This window comes from Streptomyces katrae (assembly GCF_000717655.1).
Classification (GTDB): domain Bacteria; phylum Actinomycetota; class Actinomycetes; order Streptomycetales; family Streptomycetaceae; genus Streptomyces; species Streptomyces katrae_B.
Genome location: NZ_JNZY01000044.1, coordinates 58,282 through 82,607 on the forward strand (window position 1 = coordinate 58,282; position 24,326 = coordinate 82,607).

Below are 24,326 nucleotides of genomic sequence, written 5' to 3' on the forward strand. Positions count from 1 at the left end.
CTTCACATCGCCGCCGAGCAGTCCGGCAGACGGCGTAACCCGGCCGCATCCGGAATCATGAGCTCAGTGCGGGGATCCACACCCACGGGACCGCGCAACCGCGCAATGCAAGCGCCCTTCGGGGCGGACGTGGACGTTCGACTGGAGATCTACGTGTCCGGGCGCATCGAGGATTACGCACTGATCGGCGACATGCAGACCGCCGCACTGGTCTGCCGGGACGGCTCGGTGGACTGGCTGTGTCTGCCACGTTTCGACTCCCATGCCGTCTTCGCGGGCCTTCTCGGCACCGAGGACCACGGCTTCTGGCGGATCGGCCCGGCGTTCCCGGGGGGCGCCGCGGCCCCTGCCGCGACGCGCCGCCGCTACCAGGGCGATTCCCTGATCCTGGAATCGGAGTGGGACACGCCGCGCGGCACGGTCCGCGTGATCGACTTCATGCCGCCCCGCGAGGACCACGCACCGCAGCTGGTGCGCATCGTGGAGGGCGTCAGCGGGCGCGTCCCGATGCACTCGGCGCTGCGCATGCGGTTCAGCTACGGCCGGGTCGTGCCCTGGGTGCACAAGGTGGACGGGCGCACCGTCGCCGTCGCCGGCCCGGACTCGGTCTGGCTGGACACCGACGCGCAGACGTACGGCAAGGACCTGACGACGTACTCCGACTTCACCGTGGGACCCGGCGACCGGAAGGCCTTCTGCATCAGCTGGCAGCCCTCGCACAAGGGCGCCCCGGAGACCCCCGACGCGCAGGAGGCCCTGGCGACGACCGCCGCGTTCTGGCGCGAGTGGGTCGACCACTGCACGTACCACGGCCCCTACCGCGAGGCCGTCATCCGCTCCCTGATCACCCTCAAGGCGCTCACGTACGGCCCCACCGGCGGCATCGTCGCCGCGCCCACCACCTCCCTCCCGGAGGAGATCGGCGGTGTCCGCAACTGGGACTACCGCTACACGTGGCTGCGCGACGCCGCCATCACCCTCTCCTCACTGCTGCGCACCGGGTACCGCGAGGAGGCCCAGGCCTGGCGCGAGTGGCTGCTGCGCGCGGTCGCCGGCGACCCGGAGAACCTGCAGATCATGTACGGGATCGCGGGCGAGCGGGAACTCGGCGAGACCGAGCTGGACTGGCTGCCCGGGTACGAGAACTCCCGCCCGGTCCGGGTCGGCAACGGCGCCGCGCACCAGCTCCAGCTGGACGTGTACGGCGAGGTCACCGAGGCGCTGCACCTGGGGCACATGACGGGCCTGGCGCGCAACGACTACGCCTCGGTGCTCCAGTTGAAGCTGATCCGCTACCTGGAGGCCCACTGGGACCAGCCGGACGAGGGCATCTGGGAGGTGCGCGGCCCGCGCCGCCACTTCGTGCACTCGAAGGTGATGGCCTGGGTGGCCGTGGACCGCACGATCAAGCTGATCGAGAGCGGGGACGCGGACGGCCCGCTGGAGCGGTGGCGCGAACTGCGCGACGAGATCCACGAGGACGTGTGCGAGAAGGGCTATGACAAGGAGCGCAACACCTTCACCCAGTCGTACGGGTCGAAGGAACTGGACGCCTCCCTGCTGCTGATCCCGCAGATGGGCTTCCTGCCGCCGGACGACAAGCGGGTCATCGGCACCATCGAGGCGATCCAGCGCGAACTGTCCACGCCCGACGGGTTCATCCTGCGCTACCCGACGACCGGCGAGGAGGCCGGCGTGGACGGGCTCGAGGGCGACGAGGGGGCCTTCCTGGCGTGCTCGTTCTGGATGGCGGACGACCTGGCGATGATCGGCCGCGTCGACGAGGCCCGCCAGCTCTTCGAGCGGCTGCTGGCGCTCCGCAACGACCTGGGGCTGCTGGCGGAGGAGTGGGACCCGAGGCTCCAGCGCCAGGTCGGCAACTTCCCGCAGGCGTTCAGCCACGTCCCCCTGATCGACACGGCCCTCCGCCTGACGGCGAGCGGCGCGTACGGGGGCTGACGCGGGGCAGGTGCGCAGAATGCGGAAGCGTCAGGATTCCTGACCCGCCCGGCAACCGCGCCGCACGGCTGCGCCCCGCTCCGGCGCGCCCGGCAGCCTGCCCCCGCCTACGCTGGATAGGTCCTATGCCCCCTCCGGAAGGAGGGCCTCAGCCATGGCTCCCCACTCCAAGGCCGGCCAGGCCCTGGCCGCGCTCCGCGAGGATCTGGCCGGTGAGGTCCTCGCCCCGGACGATCCCGGGTACGACGAGGCCCGGACGGTCTTCAACGCGATGATCGACCGCAGGCCGGCCGTGATGGCCCGCTGCGAGAGCGAGGCGGACGTCGTCACCACCGTCCGTTTCGCCCGTGAGCTGGACCTGCCCGTCGCGGTGCACGGCGGCGGCCACAGCGTCGCCGGGATGTCCCTCAACGACGGCGGTGTGGTCGTCGACATGCGCCGGATGCAGGAGGTCACCGTCCATCCCGCGGCGAAGGCCGTACGCGTCGGGGGCGGCGCGGTGATGAGCGTGCTGGACCGCGCCTGCCAGCCCTACGGGCTCGCCACCACCGGCGGCCGGGTCTCCACCACCGGAGCCACCGGTTTCGTCCTCGGCGGCGGCTCGGGCTGGCTGGACCGGAAGTTCGGGCTGGCCGTCGACAACCTGCTCGGCGTGGACCTCGTCACCGCCGACGGCAGCACCCTGACGGCGACCGCCGAGGACAACCCCGAGCTGTTCTGGGCCCTGCACGGCGGCGGCGGGAACTTCGGTGTCGCGACGTCGATCACGCTGCGCCTGCACGAGCTGCCGGAGTTCGCGATCTGCATGCTGCTGTACCCGCCCGAGGCCGGGCCCGAGGTGCTGCGCACCTACCGGGACGTGGTCGAGAACGGCCCCGACGAGGCGGGCGGCGGCATGATCTACCTGACCGCCCCGCCGGAGCCCTTCGTACCGCAACACCTCGTCGGAACCGTGATGGCGGGCGCGCTGCTCACGTACGCGGGCGGCGAGGAGGCCCTGCGCAAGCTGGCGGAACCGCTCCTCGCGCTGCCGCACGAGGTGGAGGTGCTCACCGCCCTCCCCTACGCGGACTTCCAGTGCATGCTGGACGACCCGCCGGGCCTGCGGAACTACTGGTCCGCGGAGTACCTGAGCGGCCTGCCGGACGAGCTCGTCAGCGTCTTCTGCGCCCTGGGCGACGTGATGCCGTCGGGCGGCACCCAGCACGCGATCTTCCCGCTGGGCGGGGCCATCGCGGAGGGGCCCCCGGAGTTCCCCGTTCCGTACCGCGACTCGCCCTGGGCCGTCCACCCCTTCGGGATCTGGGAGGACCCCGCCGACGACGACCGCTGCCGGCAGTGGGTGCGTGACGTACGCAGCCACGTGGAGCGGTGGAGCACCGGCGCGGTCTACCTCAACTTCACCGGCGACGAGGGATCCGAGCGCGTGGTGGCGGGTCTCGGCGCGGGGAATCTGGCCAGGCTGGGCGCGGTGAAGCGGGCGTACGACCCGGACAACGTCTTCCGCTTCAACCACAACATCAAGCCGGCCTGACCCCCTGGTAGCGTCCCGCGACATGGACAACCAGGGCGGGATCACCGTTCAGCGGGCACTGGAGCTGCCCGGGCTGCGCAGCGGGCTGCCGGAGGTGGTGGCCTGCGCCGACCGCCTCGGCCGGACCGTCCGCTGGGTGCACGCGGGCGAGGTGCCGAACATCGCGTCCCTGCTCAAGGGCGGGGAGCTGCTGCTGACCACGGGGCTGGGCCTCGGTACCCGGCCCGCGGAGCAGCGTGCCTTCGTACGCCGCCTCGCGGACCGGGGGATCGCCGCGCTGGTGGTCGAACTGGGCCCGCGCTTCGCCCGGCTCCCGGCGACGCTCGTCGAGACGGCGCGGGCCGCCGGGCTGCCGCTGGTCCAGCTGCACCGCGAGGTGCCGTTCGTGGCGGTGACGGAGGAGATCCACACCGAGATCGTCAACCACCACTACGCCCTGCTCCAGCGGGCCGAGGAGGTCCACCGGCGCTGCACGGAGGCCCTGCTCAGTGGCGGCGGCATCCCCCAAGTCCTGCACATCCTGGCCGACTTCACCGGGAATCCGGTGTTCCTGGAGACCCCCGACGGCCAACTCCTGTACGCGGCGGGCCCGGTCTCCGGGGAGGCCGCGGCGGACCCGCTCCAGGTGTGGGAGGGCCTGCGGGGGCAGCGCGAGGCGGAGCCCTCGGCGAACGCGGTGCTGATCGACGTCCCCGGCGGCGGCCACGGCACGGGCTCGGTCCGCGCGAAGGTGGTCCTGCTCGGCGTCTCGGCGCCGCTGCTGCCCGTCCACCGGATGGCGGCGGAACGGACGGCGGGGGTACTGGCCGTGGTCCTGATGCAGGCCCGCCAGGAGGAGGAACTGGCGGCCCGCGGCCGCGGGGACTTCCTGACGGACCTGGCGGAGGGCCGCATCTCGGCGCAGGACGCCCCGGCGCAGGCGCGCGTACTGGGCTTCAAGCCGGGGTCGGGCCCGCTCCTGCCGGTGGTCATGCGCTTGTCGTCGTCCCTGGGCCCGTCGGGCAACTGGGCGGTCCTGGCGAGGGCGGTCCTGGAGGAACTTTCGTCAGTCGGCGTCCCGGTCCTCCTGGGAGTCCGCCCGGTGGAGGGCCGCGTCCCCCTCCTGGTCTCCCTCCGCTCCGAATCGGAACGCACCACGGTGGCGGACCGGGTGGCCGCCGCGCTCCGGGCGGGGATGGAACGGGCCGGCCTGGACCGCGCGGCGGCCCCGCCGGCGGTGGTCGTGGGCGTGGCGGGCGGCTGGGCCGCGGCCTCGTCGGGCCTGCGCCACGCCGCTGAAACGGCAACGGCGGCCCACGGCCTGCCGGCCCGCCCCTGGTACGACGCGCGCCGCCTGGACATCGACCTGCTCCTCTGGCGGCTGCGTGAACACCCCGACCTGGCGGCGTTCGTGGACCGCGCCATCGGCGCGCTCCGCGTCCACGACGCGACGTCCCGCCCCCCGCTCCTCCCGACCCTGGAGACGTACCTGGCCCACGCGGGCCGCAAGGCGGAGACGGCGCGCGAGCTGCACCTCAACCGCCAGACCCTGTACAACCGCCTGGCCCGCATCTCGGAGCTCCTGGGCACGGACCTGGACGACCCGGAGACGGTCCTCTCCCTGAGCCTGGCCCTCCGCGCCCGCCGCCACGTTCCTTCCCCTTCGTAACGCCCTCCTCGCACCGCCCGGCCCCGGTGGGCCACCCCTTCGACGCGCCGCTCGCTCGGCTCGACGGGGGCGGCTGCCCGGCTTCGCCCCGCTGCGCCGAACTCCGTCCGGCCGGCCGTCTGGGGCCGGGTGCGGGGGGCGGGGCCTGCGGGGCGTGTCCCCTACCCGCCCTTCCACGTTCCCGGGGGTTCCGCCCCGGGCCCGGCAACCCGGCGCCCGCCGGCGCTCGGGACACGGGCCGCGGCGCCGGCCCCGGGCAGCGCCCGCCGGCGCTTGAGGCGCGGCTGGGCGAGGGGCCGGCCGAGTTCTACTTGCGGCGGTCCATCAACTCGTCGTACACCGACAGGATCTGGGCCACCGTGTCGTCCTCCGACGGCCACGTCGCCGCCTGGGTGCGGCCCGCCGCCGACAGGGCCGCCCTGCGGTCCGGGTCCGACAGGAGGTCCACCACCGCCGAGGCCAGTGCGGCCGCGTCCCCGTACGGGACCAGTACCCCCGCGTCCCCGACCAGCTCCGGCACGCCGCCGACCGCCGTCGCGACCAGCGGTACGCCCACCCGCAGTGCCTCCTGTGCCAGCAGGGACCGCCCCTCCCACCGGCTCGGCAGCACCGCCACGTCCGCCGCCGCCAGCAGTTGCGCCGCATCCCGGCGCCGCCCCAGCAGCCGTACCGGCAGTCCCTCGGCCTCGATCCGCCGGGCCAGTTCGGCCCGCTGCGGTCCCTCCCCCGCGATCACCACCAGCGGCAGCGGCTCCAGCACCCGCCACGCCCGCGCCGCGTCCAGCAGTACGGAGTACCCCCGGTGCTCCACCAGGCTGCCGACCGCGATCAGCAACGGCCGCTCCACCGCCCCCAGGTCCGCCCGTACCTTGTCCGGATCCGCCCCGGCGTCCGGGCCCTCCTGCCCCATCGGCACGGCCACCGGCGCCAGGCGCGCATCCCGCGCGCCCCGCGCCCTGGCCAGGTCCACCTGGTCCGAGGAGGCGCCCAGTACCACCGCCGCGCTCCGCGCCACGTGCCGCTCCAGCACCCGCCCGAGCCGCCCGAAGGGTCCCTCGGCCGCCGGCCCGCCGCTGTGCCAGGTCACCACCAGCGGCACCCGGCGCCCGTGCAGCGCCAGCGCGGCGCGCATCCCGGCCCGCACTCCGTGCGCATGCACCACGTCCGCCCCGGCGCACACGGCCCGCAGCGCACTCACCGCGTCCGGGGTGAACTGCGCCCCCGCGCCGGTGAAGTCGTACTCCCCTTCCGCCTCCACGGCCGCGCACACCGTGACCCGGACCCCGCGCGCGGCGAGCCCGGTCGTCAGCGACCGTACGTGCGCGCTGCTGCCCGCGCCCGCACCGCCGAGTACTTGGACGGTGCGGAGCGGTGGCCGCCCGTACGCCTGCGCGGGGGCCGGGATCGAGACCGGGGAGCTGCTCACGGGCCGAAGCTCCAGGGTGAGGGAGGGAGGCAGAGACGTCGCCCAGGATGCCAGTCCGCACGCGCGTTCCGGGACCATACGGGTACGGATCCCGCAGGAGATACCGCGACACACCCCCGAGGCTCACCCACACGGCGTAGGGCCCCTCACCTCCGAGCACGTGCGCAGGGCCCGGGACGCATCCGTCCCGGGCCCTCACGAGCAACGGCAAGGCACAGCCGTTACGCGTCCGCGCGCGCCGCCGCCAGCAGCTCCTCGGCGTGCGCCCGCGCCGACACCGAGTCCTCGTGCCCGGCCAGCATGCGCGAGAGCTCGCGGATGCGGTCCTCGCCCTCCAGGACGGTGACACCGCTGCGCGTCACCGACCCGTCGTTCGTCTTCTCGACCAGCAGCTGCCGGTCCGCGAAGGCCGCCACCTGCGGCAGGTGCGTGACGACCACGACCTGCGCCGACTTGGCCAGCTTCGCGAGCCGTCGCCCGACCTCGACGGCCGCCTTGCCGCCGACGCCCGCGTCGACCTCGTCGAACAGGTACGTCGGCACCGGGTCGGAGCCCGCGAACACGACCTCCACCGCCAGCATCACGCGCGACAGCTCACCGCCCGACGCACCCTTGGCGATCGGCCGCGGCTGGGCGCCCGGGTGCGGGGCCAGCAGCAGTTCGACCTCGTCCGTGCCCGACGGCCCGTACGCGACGGGGCGGCCGTCGACCTCCACCCCCTCGGGGTCCTCCACCTGCCGGATGTCGATCGTCACCCGCGCGTGCGGCATCGCCAGCGACGCCAGTTCCTCCGTGACGGCCGACGCGAACCGCGTCGCCGCCTCCACCCGCGCATCCGTCAGCGCCTGCGCCAGCAGCGACAGTTCGGCCCGCAGCCCGTCCCGCTCGGCGGTCAGCTCGGTGATCCGCTCGTCGTCGCCGTCGAGCTCCAGCAGCCGCGCCGAGCCCCGCTGGGCCCACTCCAGTACGGAGTCGATCGAGTCGCCGTACTTGCGCGTCAGCTGGGTCAGGGCCGCCCGCCGCTCCTCCACCGCGGCCAGCCGCAGCGGATCGGCGTCCAGGTCGTCGGCGTAGCCCGCCAGCTCCCCGGCCACGTCGGCGAGCAGGATCCCGAGCTCTCCGATGCGCTCGGCGAGCGCGCCGAGCGCCGGGTCGTGCGACCGTACGGCGTCCAGGGCCCGGTGTGCGCCCGCGACGAGCGTGTTCGCGTCGACGCCCTCCGGGTCCTCGACGTTGCCGGCGAGCGCGGCGTGCGCGATCTGCGCCGCCGAGGCCAGCGATTCGGCGTGGCCGAGCCGTTCGGCCTCCGCCGCCAGCTCCACGTCCTCGCCGGCCAGCGGCTCCACGGCCGCGATCTCCTCCAGGCCGAAGCGCAGCAGGTCGGCCTCCTGGGCCCGTTCCCGGGCCCGGGTGGTGATCTCGTCGAGCTCGACGGCCACCGCGCGCAGCCGCCGGTAGGCGGCCCCGTACTTCTCGAGGGGTACGGCGACCGCGTCCCCGGCGTACCGGTCGAGGGCCTGGCGCTGCCGGGCCGGCCGCAGCAGCCCTTGCTGGTCGGTCTGCCCGTGTACGGCGACCAGGTCGTCCGCGAGCTCGCCGAGCAGGCCGACGGGCACGGAGCGGCCGCCGACGTGGGCGCGCGAGCGCCCCTCGGCGGACACGGTCCGGCTGATCAGCAGGGTGCCGTCGTCGAGCTCGGCCCCGGCCTCCTCCGCGCGTACGGCGGCAGGCGCGTCGGGGCGCATGACGATCCGGCCCTCCACGACCGCCGCCTTGGCCCCGATCCGCACCAGGGCCGGGTCGGCGCGACCGCCGAGCAGCAGGCCGAGGCTGGTGACGACCATCGTCTTGCCCGCGCCGGTCTCGCCGGTCACCGCGGTGAAACCGGGCGACAGCTCGACCACCGCGTCGTCGATGACCCCGAGCGACCGTATCCGCATCTCCTCAAGCACGGGACGACGATACCGAGGTTTCACCCGTGCCATGTGACGTCACCCGTCGAGAGTTTCCCGAACGCATGTGCTATTGAGGCGGGTCTAGTGGGGTGCTCCGCGCCACCCCGACACCGGCAGCGCGAACTTCGCGACGAGCCGGTCCGTGAACGACGCGTGGTGCAGCCGGGCGAGCCGCACCGGCACCGCCCCGCGCCGCACCTCCACCCGGGCCCCGGCCGGCAGCTCCAGCATCCGGCGGCCGTCGCACCACAGCACCCCGTGCGGGACCCCGGTCTGCACCTCCACCGCCAGCACCGAGTCCGGCGAGGTCACCAGCGGCTTCGCGAACAGCGCGTGGGCGCTGATCGGCACCATCAGCAGCGCCTCCACCTCCGGCCAGACCACCGGCCCGCCCGCGGAGAACGCGTACGCCGTCGAACCCGTCGGGGTCGCGCAGACGATCCCGTCGCAGCCGAAGCCGGACACCGGGCGCCCGTCGATCTCCAGGACCACCTCGAGCATCCGCTCGGGGGACACCTTCTGGACGGCGGCCTCGTTCAGCGCCCAGTCCCGGTGGACCACGTCGCCGTTCGTCCGTACGAGCACGTCGAGGGTCATCCGCTCCTCGACCTCGTACGCACGCGTCACGACCCGGTCCACGACCTTGTCCAGGTCGTCCCGCTCGGCCTCCGCGAGGAAGCCCACCCGGCCCAGGTTCACGCCCAGCATCGGCACCCCGGAGCCGCGCGCGAACTCGGCGCCGCGCAGCAGGGTCCCGTCGCCGCCCAGCACGATCAGCAGCTCACAGCCCTCGAGCACCGCGGGGGTGCATTCGGAGACCAGCTCCACCTCGGGCGGCAGCGGCAGGTCCCTCGCCTCGTACTCCACGACCCGTACGCCCAGCCCGCTCTTCAGCAGGCCCTGCACGACCAGCTCGGCACTGCGGATGGCCGCCGGCCGCCCGGTGTGCGCGAGCAGGAAGACGGTCCGCCCCGCCGTCGAACCGGAGGTCTCCGATCCGGACGTGCCCGATGTACCCGGTGTATCCGCTGAATCAGTCACTGCGGCCCCTCCGCCACTGCACGGTCAACATCCGCCGGGTCGAGTGCCGGTGCCCCCGCCCGCAGCCACAGAAAGTACTCGACGTTCCCCGACGGCCCCGGCAGCGGACTCGCGGTCACCCCGAGCACGCCGAGCCCCAGCTTCGCCGCCTGGGCCGCCACCTCGCGCACGGCCTCGGCCCGCAGCTCCGGGCTGCGCACGACGCCGCCGCTGCCGAGCCGGTCCTTGCCGACCTCGAACTGCGGCTTGACCATCAGCACCAGGTCCGCGTCCGGCGCGCAGCAGCGCACCAGGGCCGGCAGCACCAGGCCGATGGAGATGAAGGACAGGTCGCCGACGACGAGGTCGACGGGCACCCCGTCGAGCTGCTCGACCGTCAGCTCGCGGACGTTCGTACGGTCCTTGACGGTGACCCGGTCGTCGCTCTGCAGCGACCAGGCAAGCTGCCCGTAGCCGACGTCGACGGCCATGACGTGGGCCACGCCCGCGCGCAGCAGCACGTCGGTGAAACCGCCGGTGGAGGCGCCGGCGTCCAGCGCCCGGCGGCCCTCGACGGCCAGGCCCTGCGGCTGGAAGGCCGCCAGCGCGCCGGCCAGCTTGTGGCCGCCCCGGGAGACGTAGTCGGGGTCGCTGTCGTCCTTGAGGACCACGAGGGCCGCACTGGTCTCGACCTGGGTGGCCGCCTTGGTCGCGGTGGCGCCGCCGACGGTCACCCGTCCGGCGGCGATCAGCTGGGCGGCGTGCTCGCGCGAGCGGGCCATGCTGCGGCGTACCAGTTCGGCGTCCAGGCGGCGGCGTGCCACTCCTGCCACGTTCGGTTCAGCTCCTGTTTTCGTACGGACCGGGGACGGGCGGCGCGTCCAGCGCGGTCAGCGCGTCACGCAACCCCCTGTGCACATCCTCGTACACCGTGACGTGTCCGTCCGCAGTGAGGTGATCGGCATCGGCCAGCCGCGCCAGGTGCGCGTCGACCCCGGCATGGCCGGTGGGCGTGCGGACGAGGCCGAGGGGCTCGGGCCCGGGAGCCGCTTCCCCGGATACGCCGGATGCATCAGACGCACCCGTTTCATCCGGAACATCCGATACGTCCGGTACGCTCACCACCGCGTCGGCCAAGTCGTCGGTCATGCCCCGACGCTACCCCGAAGCACCCGGGCGGCCGCGCACGGCTCTGCGGTACGGTCGAGATCACGATGGCTACGATCGACGAGTGCCGAGCCGCACTCCACCAACTCTCCGGAAACCTCGCACGGGCCGACGGCAACGTGCGGGGCGCTGCCGCGCTGGACCGCTCCCTGAGCTGCCACATCACCGACCTGGACCAGACCTTCACCGGCCGCCTCGAAGGCGGCCGGATCCGGGTCGACGCGGTCTCCCCGGGCCCGCCCGCCGCCAAGGCCGACATCCGGCTCGCGATGACCGGCGACGACCTGGTGGCGATGGTGGCGGGCGAGCTGAAGTTCGCCAAGGCCTGGGCCTCCGGCCGAGTCCGCCTGGAAGCCGGCTTCCGCGACCTGCTGCGCCTCAAGAGCCTGCTGTAGGTTTCGGCCCGGCACATCCGGCCCGCCGGCTTTCGAGGCGCGGGGGTGGTCCGGAGACGGAGCCCCCGGCGCGTCAGCCCACGGCACCGGAACCCGTCAACCGCCCGGCCAGTGGCTTGCGCGCCGCAGGTATCACCAGCGGCGTCCCCGTCTCCGGGTCGTCGATGATCTGGCAGCGCAGCCCGAAGACCTCCTCCACCAGCTCCGCCGTGACCACCTCGGCCGGCGGCCCCTGCGCGACGACCTGGCCGCCCCGCATCGCGATCAGGTGCGTGGCGTACCGGGCCGCATGATTCAAGTCGTGCAGCACCGCCACCAGCGTCCGCCCCTGCGTCTCGTGCAGCTCCGCGCACAGATCCAGCACGTCGATCTGGTGCTGGATGTCCAGGTACGTGGTCGGCTCGTCCAGCAGCAGCAGCGGCGTCTGCTGCGCCAGCGCCATCGCGATCCACACGCGCTGCCGCTGCCCGCCCGACAGCTCGTCCACCGACCGGTCCGCGAGCTCGGCGACCCCGGTCGAGGCCATCGACTCGAGGACGATCCGCTCGTCCTCCGGCGACCACTGCCGCAGCAGCCCCTGGTGCGGGTAGCGGCCCCGCGAGACCAGGTCGGCGACGGTGATCCCGTCCGGCGCGATCGAGGACTGCGGCAGCAGGCCCAGCGTCTTGGCGACCTTCTTGGCCGGCATCGACCCGATGGCCTGCCCGTCCAGCAGCACCTGCCCGGCGGAGGGCTTCAGCATCCGCGACAGGGCCCGCAGCAGCGTGGACTTGCCGCACGCGTTGGGGCCCACGATCACCGTGAACGAGTGGTCGGGGATCTCCACCGACAGGTTCTCGGCGATGACCCGCTGCTCGTAGCCGAGGGTCACGTTCTGCGCGGTCAGCCGCTGCACGTGCGTACTCCTTGAGTTGCTCATATACGTGCTCGTGGACGTGCTCGTGGACGTGCTCGTGGACGTGCTCGTGGACGTGGACGTGCTCGTGGACGTGCTCGTGGACCTGCTCATATACGTCCCGCCCTGCGCTCGGTGACGAGCAGCCAGAGCAGATAGACACCGCCGACCAGCCCGGTCACCACGCCCACCGGCAGCTGGTCGGCGCCGAAGGCGCGCTGCGAGGCCCAGTCGGACACGAGCAGCAGGACGGAGCCCATCAGCGCGCCGGTGAACAGGTTCGAGCCGGGCGAGCGGGTCAGGCGCCGGGCCAGCTGGGGCGCGGCCAGGGCGACGAAGGAGATGGGCCCGGCGGCCGCGGCGGCCGCGGTGGTCAGCAGGACGGCCGCCAGCATCAGCAGCATCCGTGTACGTTCCACCCGCACCCCGAGGGCGTATGCGGCGTCGTCGCCCATCTCCATCATGCGCAGGGCCCGGCCCTGCCCGAGGACCAGCGGGAACAGCACCGCGCAGGTCCCCAGCAGGGGCCAGACCTGGCTCCAGTCCCGGCCGGCGAGCGAGCCGGTCAGCCAGACCATCGCCCGGGTGGCCTCGACGAGCTGGGCCTTGGTCAGCAGGTAGTTGATGACGGCGACGAGCATCGCGGAGGCGCCGATGCCGACCAGCACCAGCCGGTAGCCGTGGATGCCGCGCCTGTACGACAGCAGGTAGACGAGGACGCCGGTGAGCAGCCCGCCCACCAGCGCACCCGCCGCCACCTCGGTCGCGCCGCCCTTGAACAGGACGATCACGGTGAGCGCGCCGACCGACGAGCCGTAGCTGAAGCCGAGCAGGTCCGGGGAGCCGAGCGGGTTGCGCGAGACGGACTGGAAGACCGAGCCGGCCATGCCGAGCGCCGCGCCCACCAGCAGAGCGACCAGCACCCGCGGCAGCCGCAGGTCGTTGACGATGAAGTCGTGCGCCGGAGTGCCGTTGCCCAGCAGGGTCTGTACGACGTCCCACGGCGCGATCTCGAAGTCACCGGTGCCGATGAGCACGACGCCCATCGCCACCGCGGCCACGGCGAGCAGCAGCCCGACCGCCAGCGCACGCGGCTCCGTCCGCAGGGACAGCCCGCCCGGGCCGCGCAGGTGACGGGATCCGGGCTTGTCCGCCCGAAGGTCGACGGTCACAGCTGGGCCATCCTCTTGCGCCGGACGAGGTAGATGAAGACGGGTCCGCCGATCAGCGCGGTGACGATGCCGACCTGGAGCTCGGCGGGCCGGGTGACGACCCGGCCGATGACGTCCGCGCCCAGCAGCAGCACCGGCGAGAGGACCGCCGAGTAGGCGAGCACCCACCGCATGTCGGGCCCGGTGATGATCCGCACCAGGTGCGGGATCATCAGCCCGATGAAGACGATCGGCCCGCAGGCTGCGGTCGCCGCCCCGCACAGCAGGGTGATGGCCACCATGGCGCCGATCCGGGTCCGCGTCAGGTGGGCGCCGAGGGCCCGGGCGGTGTCGTCGCCCATGGCCATCGCGTTGAGCGGCCGGCCCAGCGACAGCGCGATCACCGCGCCGGCCAGCAGGAAGGGCGCGACCTGGCGGACGGTGTCCATGTTCGCGGAGGCCAGCGAGCCCACGGTCCAGAAGCGCAGCTTGTCCAGCGCCTTGCTGTCCATCAGCTGAACCGCGTTGATGTAGCCCACCAGGGCCGCGCTGGCCGCCGTACCGGCGAGCGCGAGGCGCACCGGGGTCGCGCTGCGGCTGCCGCCGAGCACGTACACCACGACGGAGACGACGGCGGCGCCGAGGAAGGCCCACCACACGAACTGGCTGAGCGAGGAGGCCCCGAGGAAGGTGATCGCCGAGACCACGGCGGCCGCGGCGCCCGCGTTGACCCCGAGGATGCCCGGCTCGGCCAGCGGATTGCGGGTGAGCGCCTGCATCACCGCGCCGGACAGGCCGAGCCCGAGCCCGACCATCAGCCCGAGGAGGGTGCGCGGGACCCGCAGATCGCGCACCACCACGTCGGACGGCGTCCCCGCGTAGTGGAACAGGCCGTGCCAGACCTGGTCGAGGGGCATCTGCCTGGCGCCCACGGCGATGCTCGCCACCGCGACCAGCGCCAGCACCGCAAGGGCGCCGAGCAGACCGGCGGCGCGCGCCGCATGGCGCGGGCGGGCGGCGGCGACCGGCGCCGCGCTCTGTTCAGGGGGACTCTCGACCAACACGGAAGTTAGGTTAGCCTACCCTGCACCCGACCTGGCCTGCAGGATCCGCCTACAACCCGATCCGGGCCAGCGCCTTCCCCGCGTCCAGCGCACACGAGCCGTCCCCCGCCTGCGTCCAGGCCGCCGCGCACAGCGCCCGCAGCCCGTCGACCGGATCGCCCTCGCCCCGCAGCTCCAGTACGCCCTCCCCCGCCACCGCGGTCCAGCCCCCGCAACGGAAGTCCTCCCCGGCCGCCGCGACCTCAGGCTGCCCCGTCAACAGCCCGCGCAGATCCCGGTCCACGTACGTCGGCCGGTGCCGCGGCTCGGCCCGCAGCAGCTGCGCCGCGTCCGTCACCCCGGTCAGCACCAGCAGCGAGTCCACCTCCCCGTTGAAGGCCCCCTCGATGTCCGTGTCCAGCCGGTCCCCGACCACCAGCGGCCGCTCCGCCCCGGTCCGCAGCACCGTCTCCCGGTGCATCGGGGGCAGCGGCTTGCCCGCCACCTGCGGCTCCGCGCCCGTGGCGATCCGTACGACCTCCACCGCGGCCCCGTTCCCGGGCCCGATCCCGCGCGCCCCCGGAATCGTCAGATCGGTGTTCGACGCGTACCACGGCACCCCGCGGTGGATCGCGTACGAGGCCTCCGCGAACCGCGACCACGGCAGGTCCGGGCCCCCGTACCCCTGGACCACCGCCGCGAGGCCCTCCTCGTCCGCGGACTCCACCGGTACGAGCCCCCGCTCGCGCAGCGCGACCCGCAGCCCCTCGCCACCGATCACCAGCACCTTCGACCCCGGCTCCACCTGCTCCGAGATCAGCCGGGCCACGGCCTGCGCCGAGGTGATCACCTCGGCTGCCTCGGTCGGGATCCCCAGCTCGCCCAGGTGCTCGGCAACCGCGCCGGGAGTGCGCAGCGCATTGTTCGTGACGTACGCGAGGTGCATCCCCCCGGCCCGGGCCGCGGCGAGGGACTCCGCCGCGTACGCGATGGCCTCACCGCCCGCGTACACGACGCCGTCCAGGTCCAGCAGGGCCGTGTCGTACGCCTGGTGCAGGCTGCGCTCGCTGCCCGCCGGACTCGTCCTGCTCTGCCGGGTCATCCTGTCGGCTCCCTGTCCGTTCGGTCCTCGATCGGCCTCGTTGCGTTTGCGCCGAGGTCTTGCTCACCCGATCATCCCGCATCGCGAGACGCGTCTTACCATGCACCAATGACCACATCTGGTACTGCGGACGACGGGCTGCGTCTGATCCCCTTCCATGGACTGCGCTACGTCCCGGAGCGTGTCGGCAGCCTGGCCGCCGTCACCTCACCGCCGTACGACGTGGTCGTACGCCCCGACGGCGTCGACCACCTCGAGTCCGCCGACCCGCACAACATCGTCCGCCTGATCCTTCCGCAGGCCGACACCCCCGCCGCACGCAACGAACAGGCCGCACGCACCCTGCACGACTGGCTCGCCAAGGGCATCCTCAGCGCCGACCCCGAGCCGGCGCTCTACGTCTACGAGCAGCGCAAGGGCGGCCTGCTCCAGCGCGGCGTCATCGGCGCCCTCGCCCTCACGCAGCCCGACGCCGGCATCGTGCTCCCGCACGAGGACGTCATGCCGGACGTGGTCACCGACCGGGCCGGCCTGATGCGTGCCGCATCGGCCAATCTCGAACCCCTCCTCCTCACCTACCGCGGCGAAGATCCCGCAGCCGGCGCCGCGGAGGTCGTCGAGCGGACCGCCGGGGGCCCGCCCCTGCTGGCCACCACCACCGAGGACGGCTTCCGGCACCGGCTCTGGGCCATCACCGACCCCGCCGACCTGGCCGCCGTCACCGCCGACCTGGGCCACCGCCAGGCCCTCATCGCCGACGGACACCACCGCTGGGCGACGTACCTGCGCCTCCAGGAGGAGCACCAGTCCCCCACCGCCTGGGACTTCGGCCTCGTCCTCCTCGTCGACACGGCCCGCTACCCGCTCCAGGTCCGCGCCATCCACCGAATGCTGCGCCGCCTCCCGCCCGCGGACGCCCTGGCCGCAGTCCGGGGCCGCTTCCGGGTCCGCCCGGTCGACGGCCCGCTGCCGCTCGCCCTGGAGGCCCTCGCCGACGCCGCGGAGCGGGGCAACGCCTTCCTCCTGACCGGCGACGGCACCTTCCACCTGGTCACCGACCCGGACCTGGACCTCCTCGAGCGGACCGTACGCCGCGACCGCCCCGAGGCCTGGCGCCGGCTGGACGCGACCGTCCTGCACGCGACGCTGCTCGACGCCCTGTGGCAGATCCCCGACACCCCCGACCAGATCACGTACATCCACGACGCGGCGGCCACCGTCGCCATGGCCGAGCGCCACGGCGGCACCGCGGTCCTGCTGCACCCCGTACGGGAGGAAGTCGTCCGGGACCTGGCCCGCCAGGGCGTCACGATGCCCCGCAAGTCCACCTCGTTCGGCCCGAAGCCGGCCACCGGCCTGGTGCTGCGCAGCCTGGACTGACCGCGGACGCGAAAAAGGGCGGCACCCCCGGAGGGGTACCGCCCTTTCTCATGCGAGCCGGTTCAGCACTCAGGCCTTGTCGCCGGCCTGGCCCTGCTCGTCGTCCCGGTCCTCGTCACCGACGACGATCTCGTCGGTGACGGCGACGTCGGCGTCCGCCTCGGAGCGCTCGAGGGGCTCGTACTCCTCGTCGTCCTCGTCGTAGTACTCGGCCTGGTCGGACGCGCGCTCGGCAGCGGCCACCTCGGCGTCGTCCTGCTCGTCGTCCTCGTCGTCGATCTCGTCCGGCTCATCGCTGTCGAGCGCGTCGACGAACTCGACCCCGTCCAGCTCGGCGAGCCGGTCGGAGGCGTCCATCGAGCCGTCCTTGTCCGCCTCGACCGTCTTGGCGAACCATTCGCGCGCCTCGTCCTCACGGCCGGCCGCCAGCAGGGCGTCGGCGTAGGCGTAGCGCAGACGCGCGGTCCACGGCTGGACGGAGTGGGAGGCCAGCTCCGGGCTCTGCAGGGTCACGATGGCGGCTTCGAGCTGCCCCATGTCCCGCCGCGCACCGGCGGCGACCAGGCGCATCTCGACCTGGCCGGCCTTGTCCAGCTTCTGCACCTCGGGCTCGCCGGCCATGGCCAGCGCGCGCTCGGGGCGGCCGAGGCCGCGCTCGCAGTCGGCCATCACGGGCCACAGCTCGACGGATCCGGTCATGCGCTTGGCGGCGCGGAACTCCGCGAGCGCCTCGCTGTACTTCTGCGTGGCGTACGCGGCGAAGCCGGCGGCCTCGCGCACGGCGGCGACACGGGAGGCCAGGCGCAGGGCGATGCGCGAGTACGCGTACGCCTGCTCCGGGTCCTCGTCGATCAGCCGGGCCACCATGACCAGGTTCCGGGAGACCTCCTCGGCCAGCCCCTTGGGCAGGCTCAGGAGCTCCTGGCGCACATCGGCGTCGATCTCGAGACCGGTGACGTCCTCGTCGATCGGAAGCCGCTTGACCGGGTCCCGGTCGCGGTCCGCACGGTAGTCGCGGTCGCCGCCGCGGTCGTCACGGCCGCCGCGGTAGCCGCCACGGTCGCCGCCACGGTCATCACGGCCGCGGAACCCGCCGCGGTCGCCACCGCGGTCGTCGCGGCGCGGGTAGGCCGGACGGTCGCCACCGCGGTCGTCACGACCACCGCGGAAACCACCACGGTCGTCGTCCCGACGCGGGTACGAGGGACGCCCACCGCGGTCGTCATCACGACGCGGGTAGGACGGCCGGTCGCCCCGGTCGTCGCGACGGAACGACGGGCGGTCGCCACCGCGGTCGTCGCGGCGCGGGTAGGCCGGACGGTCGCCACCGCGGTCGTCACGACCACCGCGGAAACCACCACGGTCGTCATCGCGACGGGGGTACGAGGGACGCCCACCACGGTCGTCATCACGACGGGGGTACGAGGGACGCTCGCCCCGGTCGTCGCGACGGAAACCGCCGCCGGCGGGCCGGTCACCGCGGTCATCGCGGCGCGGGTAGCTCGGGCGGTCCCCGCCCCGGTCGTCACGACGCGGGTAGGACGGACGGTCGCCGCCACGGTCGTCACGACCGCCACGGAAACCACCACGGTCGTCATCACGACGGGGGTACGAGGGACGCTCGCCCCGGTCGTCACGGCGGAAACCGCCGCCGGCGGGCCGGTCACCGCGGTCATCGCGGCGCGGGTAGCTCGGGCGGTCCCCGCCCCGGTCGTCACGACGCGGGTAGGAGGGACGGTCCTCGCGGCCGCGGAAGCCGCCGCCGGTCGGGCGGTCACCACGGTCGTCACGGCGGAAACCGCCGCCACCGCCACCGGAAGGACGGTCGCCACCGCGGTCGTCGCGGCGCGGGTACGACGGACGGTCGCCGCCACGGTCGTCACGACCACCGCGGAAACCACCACGGTCGTCGTCCCGACGCGGGTACGAGGGACGCCCACCGCGGTCGTCATCACGACGCGGGAAGCTCGGACGGTCACCACCGCGGTCGTCACGGCGGAAACCGCCGCCACCGCCACCGGAGGGACGGTCGCCACCGCGGTCGTCGCGGCGCGGGTAGGACGGACGGTCGCCACCGCGGTCGTCACGACCACCGCGGAAACCACCACGGTCGTCATCGCGACGGGGGTACGAGGGACGCCCACCGCGGTCGTCATCACGACGCGGGTAGGACGGACGGTCGCCACCGCGGTCGTCGCGACGGAAACCGCCACCGCCGCCGCCGGCGGGACGCCCACCGCGGTCGTCACGGCGGAAACCGCCGCCACCGCCACCGGTGGGCCGGCCACCGCGGTCGTCGCGGCGGAAGCCACCACGGTCACCGCCACGGTCGTCACGGCCCCCGCGGTAGCCGCCCCTGTCACCGCCGTCGTTGCGACGAGGCTCGCGCTCCGGACGATCGTCGGGAGAGTTGGACATGGGTGTGACTCCTGTCTTCGGGGTACCGCTAGTCATTCTCGCGCAACCAACCCATGGCCGCGCTTCGGCGTAAAGAGGTGAAAAACAAAAAGGACCCTTGGTCCAGCGTTGAACGCTGGACCAAGGGTCCTTTGAAAGATTGTTCGGCGGCGTCCTACTCTCCCACAGGGTCCCCCCTGCAGTACCATCGGCGCTGAAAGGCTTAGCTTCCGGGTTCGGAATGTAACCGGGCGTTTACACTTTGTAGTTGTGTTCCAGCTCTAGAAACCAGCAACTGTTCGTTGCTTCAGAACTAACACAGTGGACGCGAGCAACTGAGGACAAGCCCTCGGCCTATTAGTACCAGTCAGCTCCACCCGTTACCGGGCTTCCACATCTGGCCTAGGAATACTCATCTTGAAGCAGGCTTCCCGCTTAGATGCTTTCAGCGGTTATCCCTCCCGAACGTAGCCAACCAGCCATGCCCTTGGCAGGACAACTGGCACACCAGAGGTTCGTCCGTCCCGGTCCTCTCGTACTAGGGACAGCCCTTCTCAATATTCCTACGCGCACAGCGGATAGGGACCGAACTGTCTCACGACGTTCTAAACCCAGCTCGCGTACCGCTTTAATGGGCGAACAGCCCAACCCTTGGGACCGACTCCAGCCCCAGGATGCGACGAGCCGACATCGAGGTGCCAAACCATCCCGTCGATATGGACTCTTGGGGAAGATCAGCCTGTTATCCCCGGGGTACCTTTTATCCGTTGAGCGACGGCGCTTCCACAAGCCACCGCCGGATCACTAGTCCCGACTTTCGTCCCTGCTCGACCCGTCGGTCTCACAGTCAAGCTCCCTTGTGCACTTACACTCAACACCTGATTGCCAACCAGGCTGAGGGAACCTTTGGGCGCCTCCGTTACCCTTTGGGAGGCAACCGCCCCAGTTAAACTACCCATCAGACACTGTCCCTGATCCGGATCACGGACCGAGGTTAGACATCCAGCACGACCAGAGTGGTATTTCAACGGCGACTCCACCCCAACTGGCGTTGGGGTTTCAAAGTCTCCCACCTATCCTACACAAGCCGAACCGAACACCAATATCAAACTGTAGTAAAGGTCCCGGGGTCTTTCCGTCCTGCTGCGCGAAACGAGCATCTTTACTCGTAGTGCAATTTCACCGGGCCTATGGTTGAGACAGTCGAGAAGTCGTTACGCCATTCGTGCAGGTCGGAACTTACCCGACAAGGAATTTCGCTACCTTAGGATGGTTATAGTTACCACCGCCGTTTACTGGCGCTTAAGTTCTCAGCTTCGCACGCCCGAAAGCGCACTAACCGGTCCCCTTAACGTTCCAGCACCGGGCAGGCGTCAGTCCGTATACATCGCCTTACGGCTTCGCACGGACCTGTGTTTTTAGTAAACAGTCGCTTCTCGCTGGTCTCTGCGGCCACCCCCAGCTCACGGAGTAAATCCGATCACCAGTGATGGCCCCCCTTCTCCCGAAGTTACGGGGGCATTTTGCCGAGTTCCTTAACCATAGTTCACCCGAACGCCTCGGTATTCTCTACCTGACCACCTGAGTCGGTTTAGGGTACGGGCCGCCATGAAACTCGCTAGAGGCTTTTCTCGACAGCATAGGATCATCCACTTCACCACAATCGGCTCGGCATCAGGTCTCAGCCTTATATGAGGGACGGATTTGCCTACCCCTCGGCCTACACCCTTACCCCGGGACAACCACCGCCCGGGCTGGACTACCTTCCTGCGTCACCCCATCGCTTACCTACTACAAGTCTGGTTCGTCGGCTCCACCACTTTCCTTTCCCCGAAGGGTCCGGAACGGCTTCACGGACTTAGCATCGCCTGATTCGATATTGGGCGTTTCAAAGCGGGTACCGGAATATCAACCGGTTGTCCATCGACTACGCCTGTCGGCCTCGCCTTAGGTCCCGACTTACCCTGGGCAGATCAGCTTGACCCAGGAACCCTTAGTCAATCGGCGCACACGTTTCTCACGTGTGTATCGCTACTCATGCCTGCATTCTCACTCGTGAACCGTCCACAACTAGCTTCCGCTGCTGCTTCACCCGGCACACGACGCTCCCCTACCCATCACAGCGGGCGTTGGCCCTATTGCTGCAATGACACGACTTCGGCGGTACGCTTGAGCCCCGCTACATTGTCGGCGCGGAATCACTTGACCAGTGAGCTATTACGCACTCTTTCAAGGGTGGCTGCTTCTAAGCCAACCTCCTGGTTGTCTCTGCGACTCCACATCCTTTCCCACTTAGCGTACGCTTAGGGGCCTTAGTCGATGCTCTGGGCTGTTTCCCTCTCGACCATGGAGCTTATCCCCCACAGTCTCACTGCCGTGCTCTCACTTACCGGCATTCGGAGTTTGGCTAAGGTCAGTAACCCGGTAGGGCCCATCGCCTATCCAGTGCTCTACCTCCGGCAAGAAACACACGACGCTGCACCTAAATGCATTTCGGGGAGAACCAGCTATCACGGAGTTTGATTGGCCTTTCACCCCTAACCACAGGTCATCCCCCAGGTTTTCAACCCTGGTGGGTTCGGTCCTCCACGAAGTCTTACCTCCGCTTCAACCTGCCCATGGCTAGATCACTCCGCTTCGGGTCTAGAGCGTGCAACTCAATCGCCCTATTCGGACTCGCTTTCGCTACGGCTTCCCCACACGGGTTAACCTCGCTACACACCGCTAACTCGCAGGCTCATTCTTCAAAAGGCACGCAGTCACGACCGTTGTTCCGAAGAACAACGGCGACGCTCCCACGGCTTGTAGGCACACGGTTTCAGGTACTATTTCACTCCGCTCCCGCGGTACTTTTCACCATTCCCTCACGGTACTATCCGCTATCGGTCACCAGGGAATATTTAGGCTTAGCGGGTGGTCCCGCCAGATTCACACGGGATTTCTCGGGCCCCGTGCTACTTGGGAGATTCTTAAGCAAGCCGCTGATGTTTCGTCTACGGGGGTCTTACCCTCTACGCCGGACCTTTCGCATGTCCTTCGACTACATCAACGGTTTCTGACTCGCCGACCGGCCGGCAGACCGGTCAAAAGAATTCCCACAACCCCGCATGCGCAACCCCTGCCGGGTATCACACGCATACGGTTTGGCCTCATCCGGTTTCGCTCGCCACTACTCCCGGAATCACGGTTGTTTTCTCTTCCTGAGGGTACTGAGATGTTTCACTTCCCCTCGTTCCCTCCACACTGCCTATGTGTTCAGCAGCGGGTGACAGCCCATGACGACTGCCGGGTTTCCCCATTCGGACACCCCCGGATCAAAGCTCAGTTGGCAGCTCCCCGGGGCCTATCGCGGCCTCTCACGTCCTTCATCGGTTCCTGGTGCCAAGGCATCCACCGTGCGCCCTTAAAAACTTGGCCACAGATGCTCGCGTCCACTGTGTAGTTCTCAAACAACGACCAGCCACCCATCACCCCACCAGACAAGCTGGCGAGTTCACTGGGGCCGGCACTGAAGACAAGACCATACGGCCGTACCTTCAGGACCCAACAACGTGCCAAGCACGATCCCCTCCACTTCACTGTGTTCCACGCCGAAGCAGTACTTACAGAGAGTTTTGGAAACCGTGCCAACTAATCAACGTTCCACCCATGAGCTGACCGTGCAGAACATTTGTCTGCAATCGGTACTGTGCTCCTTAGAAAGGAGGTGATCCAGCCGCACCTTCCGGTACGGCTACCTTGTTACGACTTCGTCCCAATCGCCAGTCCCACCTTCGACAGCTCCCTCCCTTACGGGTTGGGCCACCGGCTTCGGGTGTTACCGACTTTCGTGACGTGACGGGCGGTGTGTACAAGGCCCGGGAACGTATTCACCGCAGCAATGCTGATCTGCGATTACTAGCGACTCCGACTTCATGGGGTCGAGTTGCAGACCCCAATCCGAACTGAGACCGGCTTTTTGAGATTCGCTCCACCTCACGGTATCGCAGCTCATTGTACCGGCCATTGTAGCACGTGTGCAGCCCAAGACATAAGGGGCATGATGACTTGACGTCGTCCCCACCTTCCTCCGAGTTGACCCCGGCGGTCTCCTGTGAGTCCCCATCACCCCGAAGGGCATGCTGGCAACACAGGACAAGGGTTGCGCTCGTTGCGGGACTTAACCCAACATCTCACGACACGAGCTGACGACAGCCATGCACCACCTGTATACCGACCACAAGGGGGGCACTATCTCTAATGCTTTCCGGTATATGTCAAGCCTTGGTAAGGTTCTTCGCGTTGCGTCGAATTAAGCCACATGCTCCGCCGCTTGTGCGGGCCCCCGTCAATTCCTTTGAGTTTTAGCCTTGCGGCCGTACTCCCCAGGCGGGGAACTTAATGCGTTAGCTGCGGCACCGACGACGTGGAATGTCGCCAACACCTAGTTCCCAACGTTTACGGCGTGGACTACCAGGGTATCTAATCCTGTTCGCTCCCCACGCTTTCGCTCCTCAGCGTCAGTAATGGCCCAGAGATCCGCCTTCGCCACCGGTGTTCCTCCTGATATCTGCGCATTTCACCGCTACACCAGGAATTCCGATCTCCCCTACCACACTCTAGCTAGCCCGTATCGAATGCAGACCCGAGGTTAAGCCTCGGGCTTTCACATCCGACGTGACAAGCCGCCTACGAGCTCTTTACGCCCAATAATTCCGGACAACGCTTGCGCCCTACGTATTACCGCGGCTGCTGGCACGTAGTTAGCCGGCGCTTCTTCTGCAGGTACCGTCACTTTCGCTTCTTCCCTGCTGAAAGAGGTTTACAACCCGAAGGCCGTCATCCCTCACGCGGCGTCGCTGCATCAGGCTTTCGCCCATTGTGCAATATTCCCCACTGCTGCCTCCCGTAGGAGTCTGGGCCGTGTCTCAGTCCCAGTGTGGCCGGTCGCCCTCTCAGGCCGGCTACCCGTCGTCGCCTTGGTGGGCCATTACCCCACCAACAAGCTGATAGGCCGCGGGCTCATCCTTCACCGCCGGAGCTTTCAACCCCCGCCCATGCAGGCAGGAGTATTATCCGGTATTAGACCCCGTTTCCAGGGCTTGTCCCAGAGTGAAGGGCAGATTGCCCACGTGTTACTCACCCGTTCGCCACTAATCCACCCCGAAGGGCTTCATCGTTCGACTTGCATGTGTTAAGCACGCCGCCAGCGTTCGTCCTGAGCCAGGATCAAACTCTCCATGAATGTTTACCGGTAATCCGGTGCACACACACG

The 24,326-nt window shown here is 70.2% G+C and carries 16 protein-coding genes, 3 rRNA genes and 1 pseudogene; 6 read left to right on the top strand and 14 right to left on the bottom strand.

Features of this window, described 5'->3' with window-relative positions; translation table 11 throughout:
* Positions 1–105 precede the first annotated feature (105 nt).
* From IF09_RS0134200 to IF09_RS0134210, 3 genes are all read left to right on the top strand, one after another.
* Positions 106–1,959: a glycoside hydrolase family 15 protein gene (locus tag IF09_RS0134200; RefSeq protein WP_106975201.1), complete on the top strand. Its 1,854-nt coding sequence runs from the start codon at positions 106–108 to the stop codon at positions 1,957–1,959.
* 154 nt (positions 1,960–2,113) lie between these two features.
* Positions 2,114–3,493 carry an FAD-binding oxidoreductase gene (locus IF09_RS0134205; protein WP_030302554.1) on the top strand — a complete coding sequence of 460 codons (1,380 nt, stop codon included), beginning with the start codon at positions 2,114–2,116 and terminating at the stop codon, positions 3,491–3,493.
* A 22-nt stretch (positions 3,494–3,515) separates the two neighbouring features.
* Positions 3,516–5,141, top strand: a complete 1,626-nt coding sequence (locus IF09_RS0134210; RefSeq protein WP_030302563.1) for a PucR family transcriptional regulator — start codon at positions 3,516–3,518, stop codon at positions 5,139–5,141.
* 307 nt (positions 5,142–5,448) lie between these two features.
* Here the strand turns inward: IF09_RS0134210 and IF09_RS0134215 are convergent, their stop codons facing one another.
* The 5 genes from IF09_RS0134215 to IF09_RS0134235 all read right to left on the bottom strand — a co-directional run bounded on the left by IF09_RS0134215 (position 5,449) and on the right by IF09_RS0134235 (position 10,691).
* Positions 5,449–6,567 (bottom strand): glycosyltransferase family 4 protein, encoded by a 1,119-nt coding sequence (locus IF09_RS0134215; RefSeq protein WP_030302569.1) that lies wholly within the window; start codon positions 6,565–6,567, stop codon positions 5,449–5,451.
* Between the two features lie 221 nt (positions 6,568–6,788).
* Positions 6,789–8,552: a DNA repair protein RecN gene (recN, locus tag IF09_RS0134220; protein WP_078613632.1), complete on the bottom strand. Its 1,764-nt coding sequence runs from the start codon at positions 8,550–8,552 to the stop codon at positions 6,789–6,791.
* Positions 8,553–8,603: 51 nt separating this feature from the next.
* The gene (locus IF09_RS0134225; RefSeq protein WP_078613633.1) at positions 8,604–9,563 is read right to left on the bottom strand and encodes an NAD kinase; all 960 of its coding nucleotides are present in this window, start codon (positions 9,561–9,563) and stop codon (positions 8,604–8,606) included.
* A complete protein-coding gene (locus IF09_RS0134230) occupies positions 9,560–10,375 on the bottom strand; it encodes a TlyA family RNA methyltransferase (RefSeq protein WP_030302574.1) in 816 nt (271 codons plus the stop codon). Before IF09_RS0134230 ends, IF09_RS0134225 begins: the two co-directional genes overlap by 4 nt.
* Before the next feature lie 7 nt (positions 10,376–10,382).
* Positions 10,383–10,691 (bottom strand): hypothetical protein, encoded by a 309-nt coding sequence (locus IF09_RS0134235; protein WP_030302576.1) that lies wholly within the window; start codon positions 10,689–10,691, stop codon positions 10,383–10,385.
* Between the two features lie 65 nt (positions 10,692–10,756).
* On the opposite strand from IF09_RS0134235, the gene IF09_RS0134240 reads away from it, so the two are divergent.
* Positions 10,757–11,104, top strand: coding sequence for an alkyl sulfatase C-terminal domain-containing protein (locus tag IF09_RS0134240; RefSeq protein ID WP_030302577.1), 348 nt, complete (start codon positions 10,757–10,759; stop codon positions 11,102–11,104).
* 73 nt (positions 11,105–11,177) lie between these two features.
* Here the strand turns inward: IF09_RS0134240 and IF09_RS0134245 are convergent, their stop codons facing one another.
* Positions 11,178–12,023, bottom strand: a complete 846-nt coding sequence (locus IF09_RS0134245) for an ABC transporter ATP-binding protein (protein ID WP_199920526.1) — start codon at positions 12,021–12,023, stop codon at positions 11,178–11,180.
* Here IF09_RS0134245 and IF09_RS48115 point away from each other — a divergent pair.
* Positions 12,016–12,138 (top strand): hypothetical protein, encoded by a 123-nt coding sequence (locus IF09_RS48115; protein WP_267882195.1) that lies wholly within the window; start codon positions 12,016–12,018, stop codon positions 12,136–12,138. The two genes, IF09_RS0134245 and IF09_RS48115, sit on opposite strands and share 8 nt — an antisense overlap.
* On the opposite strand, the gene IF09_RS0134255 is transcribed toward IF09_RS48115, so the two are convergent.
* Genes IF09_RS0134255 through IF09_RS0134265 form a run of 3 tightly spaced genes read right to left on the bottom strand, consistent with a single transcriptional unit; the run spans position 12,110 to position 15,295 of the window.
* On the bottom strand, positions 12,110–13,171 hold the full coding sequence (locus tag IF09_RS0134255) for a FecCD family ABC transporter permease (protein WP_030302581.1): 1,062 nt from the start codon (positions 13,169–13,171) through the stop codon (positions 12,110–12,112). The genes IF09_RS48115 and IF09_RS0134255 overlap by 29 nt on opposite strands.
* Positions 13,168–14,214: an iron chelate uptake ABC transporter family permease subunit gene (locus tag IF09_RS0134260; protein WP_199920527.1), complete on the bottom strand. Its 1,047-nt coding sequence runs from the start codon at positions 14,212–14,214 to the stop codon at positions 13,168–13,170. The genes IF09_RS0134255 and IF09_RS0134260 overlap by 4 nt, the downstream gene beginning before the upstream one ends.
* Positions 14,215–14,263: 49 nt before the next feature.
* Positions 14,264–15,295 carry an HAD hydrolase-like protein gene (locus tag IF09_RS0134265; protein WP_030302584.1) on the bottom strand — a complete coding sequence of 344 codons (1,032 nt, stop codon included), beginning with the start codon at positions 15,293–15,295 and terminating at the stop codon, positions 14,264–14,266.
* Positions 15,296–15,403: 108 nt separating this feature from the next.
* Here IF09_RS0134265 and IF09_RS0134270 point away from each other — a divergent pair, with 108 nt between their 5' ends.
* A complete protein-coding gene (locus tag IF09_RS0134270; protein WP_030302586.1) occupies positions 15,404–16,675 on the top strand; it encodes a DUF1015 family protein in 1,272 nt (423 codons plus the stop codon).
* A 69-nt stretch (positions 16,676–16,744) separates the two neighbouring features.
* Here IF09_RS0134270 and IF09_RS0134275 read toward each other — a convergent pair whose 3' ends face one another.
* From IF09_RS0134275 to IF09_RS41085, 5 genes and pseudogenes are all read right to left on the bottom strand, one after another.
* On the bottom strand, positions 16,745–17,605 hold the full coding sequence (locus IF09_RS0134275; RefSeq protein WP_030302588.1) for a tetratricopeptide repeat protein: 861 nt from the start codon (positions 17,603–17,605) through the stop codon (positions 16,745–16,747).
* Between the two features lie 96 nt (positions 17,606–17,701).
* A pseudogene (locus IF09_RS48645) lies at positions 17,702–19,009 on the bottom strand (hypothetical protein); the annotation flags it as partial.
* A 236-nt stretch (positions 19,010–19,245) separates the two neighbouring features.
* Positions 19,246–19,338, bottom strand: a 5S ribosomal RNA gene (gene rrf / locus IF09_RS0134285).
* Positions 19,339–19,409: 71 nt separating this feature from the next.
* A 23S ribosomal RNA gene (locus IF09_RS0134290) occupies positions 19,410–22,489 on the bottom strand.
* Positions 22,490–22,771: 282 nt separating this feature from the next.
* Positions 22,772–24,296, bottom strand: a 16S ribosomal RNA gene (locus IF09_RS41085).
* The 16S, 23S and 5S rRNA genes sit together here, the layout of an rRNA operon.
* Between the last annotated feature and the right edge of the window lie 30 nt (positions 24,297–24,326).

What these genes read in the sequence shown, in the direction of transcription:
- IF09_RS0134240 (WP_030302577.1), top strand. Translation starts at nt 10,757, where the DNA reads ATGGCTACGATCGACGAGTGCCGAGCCGCACTCCACCAACTCTCCGGA.
- IF09_RS0134210 (WP_030302563.1), top strand. Translation starts at nt 3,516, where the DNA reads ATGGACAACCAGGGCGGGATCACCGTTCAGCGGGCACTGGAGCTGCCC.
- IF09_RS0134265 (WP_030302584.1), bottom strand. Translation starts at nt 15,295, where the DNA reads ATGACCCGGCAGAGCAGGACGAGTCCGGCGGGCAGCGAGCGCAGCCTG.
- IF09_RS0134235 (WP_030302576.1), bottom strand. Translation starts at nt 10,691, where the DNA reads ATGACCGACGACTTGGCCGACGCGGTGGTGAGCGTACCGGACGTATCG.
- IF09_RS0134205 (WP_030302554.1), top strand. Translation starts at nt 2,114, where the DNA reads ATGGCTCCCCACTCCAAGGCCGGCCAGGCCCTGGCCGCGCTCCGCGAG.
- recN (WP_078613632.1), bottom strand. Translation starts at nt 8,552, where the DNA reads ATGGCACGGGTGAAACCTCGGTATCGTCGTCCCGTGCTTGAGGAGATG.
- IF09_RS0134200 (WP_106975201.1), top strand. Translation starts at nt 106, where the DNA reads ATGCAAGCGCCCTTCGGGGCGGACGTGGACGTTCGACTGGAGATCTAC.
- IF09_RS0134245 (WP_199920526.1), bottom strand. Translation starts at nt 12,023, where the DNA reads ATGAGCAACTCAAGGAGTACGCACGTGCAGCGGCTGACCGCGCAGAAC.
- IF09_RS0134270 (WP_030302586.1), top strand. Translation starts at nt 15,404, where the DNA reads ATGACCACATCTGGTACTGCGGACGACGGGCTGCGTCTGATCCCCTTC.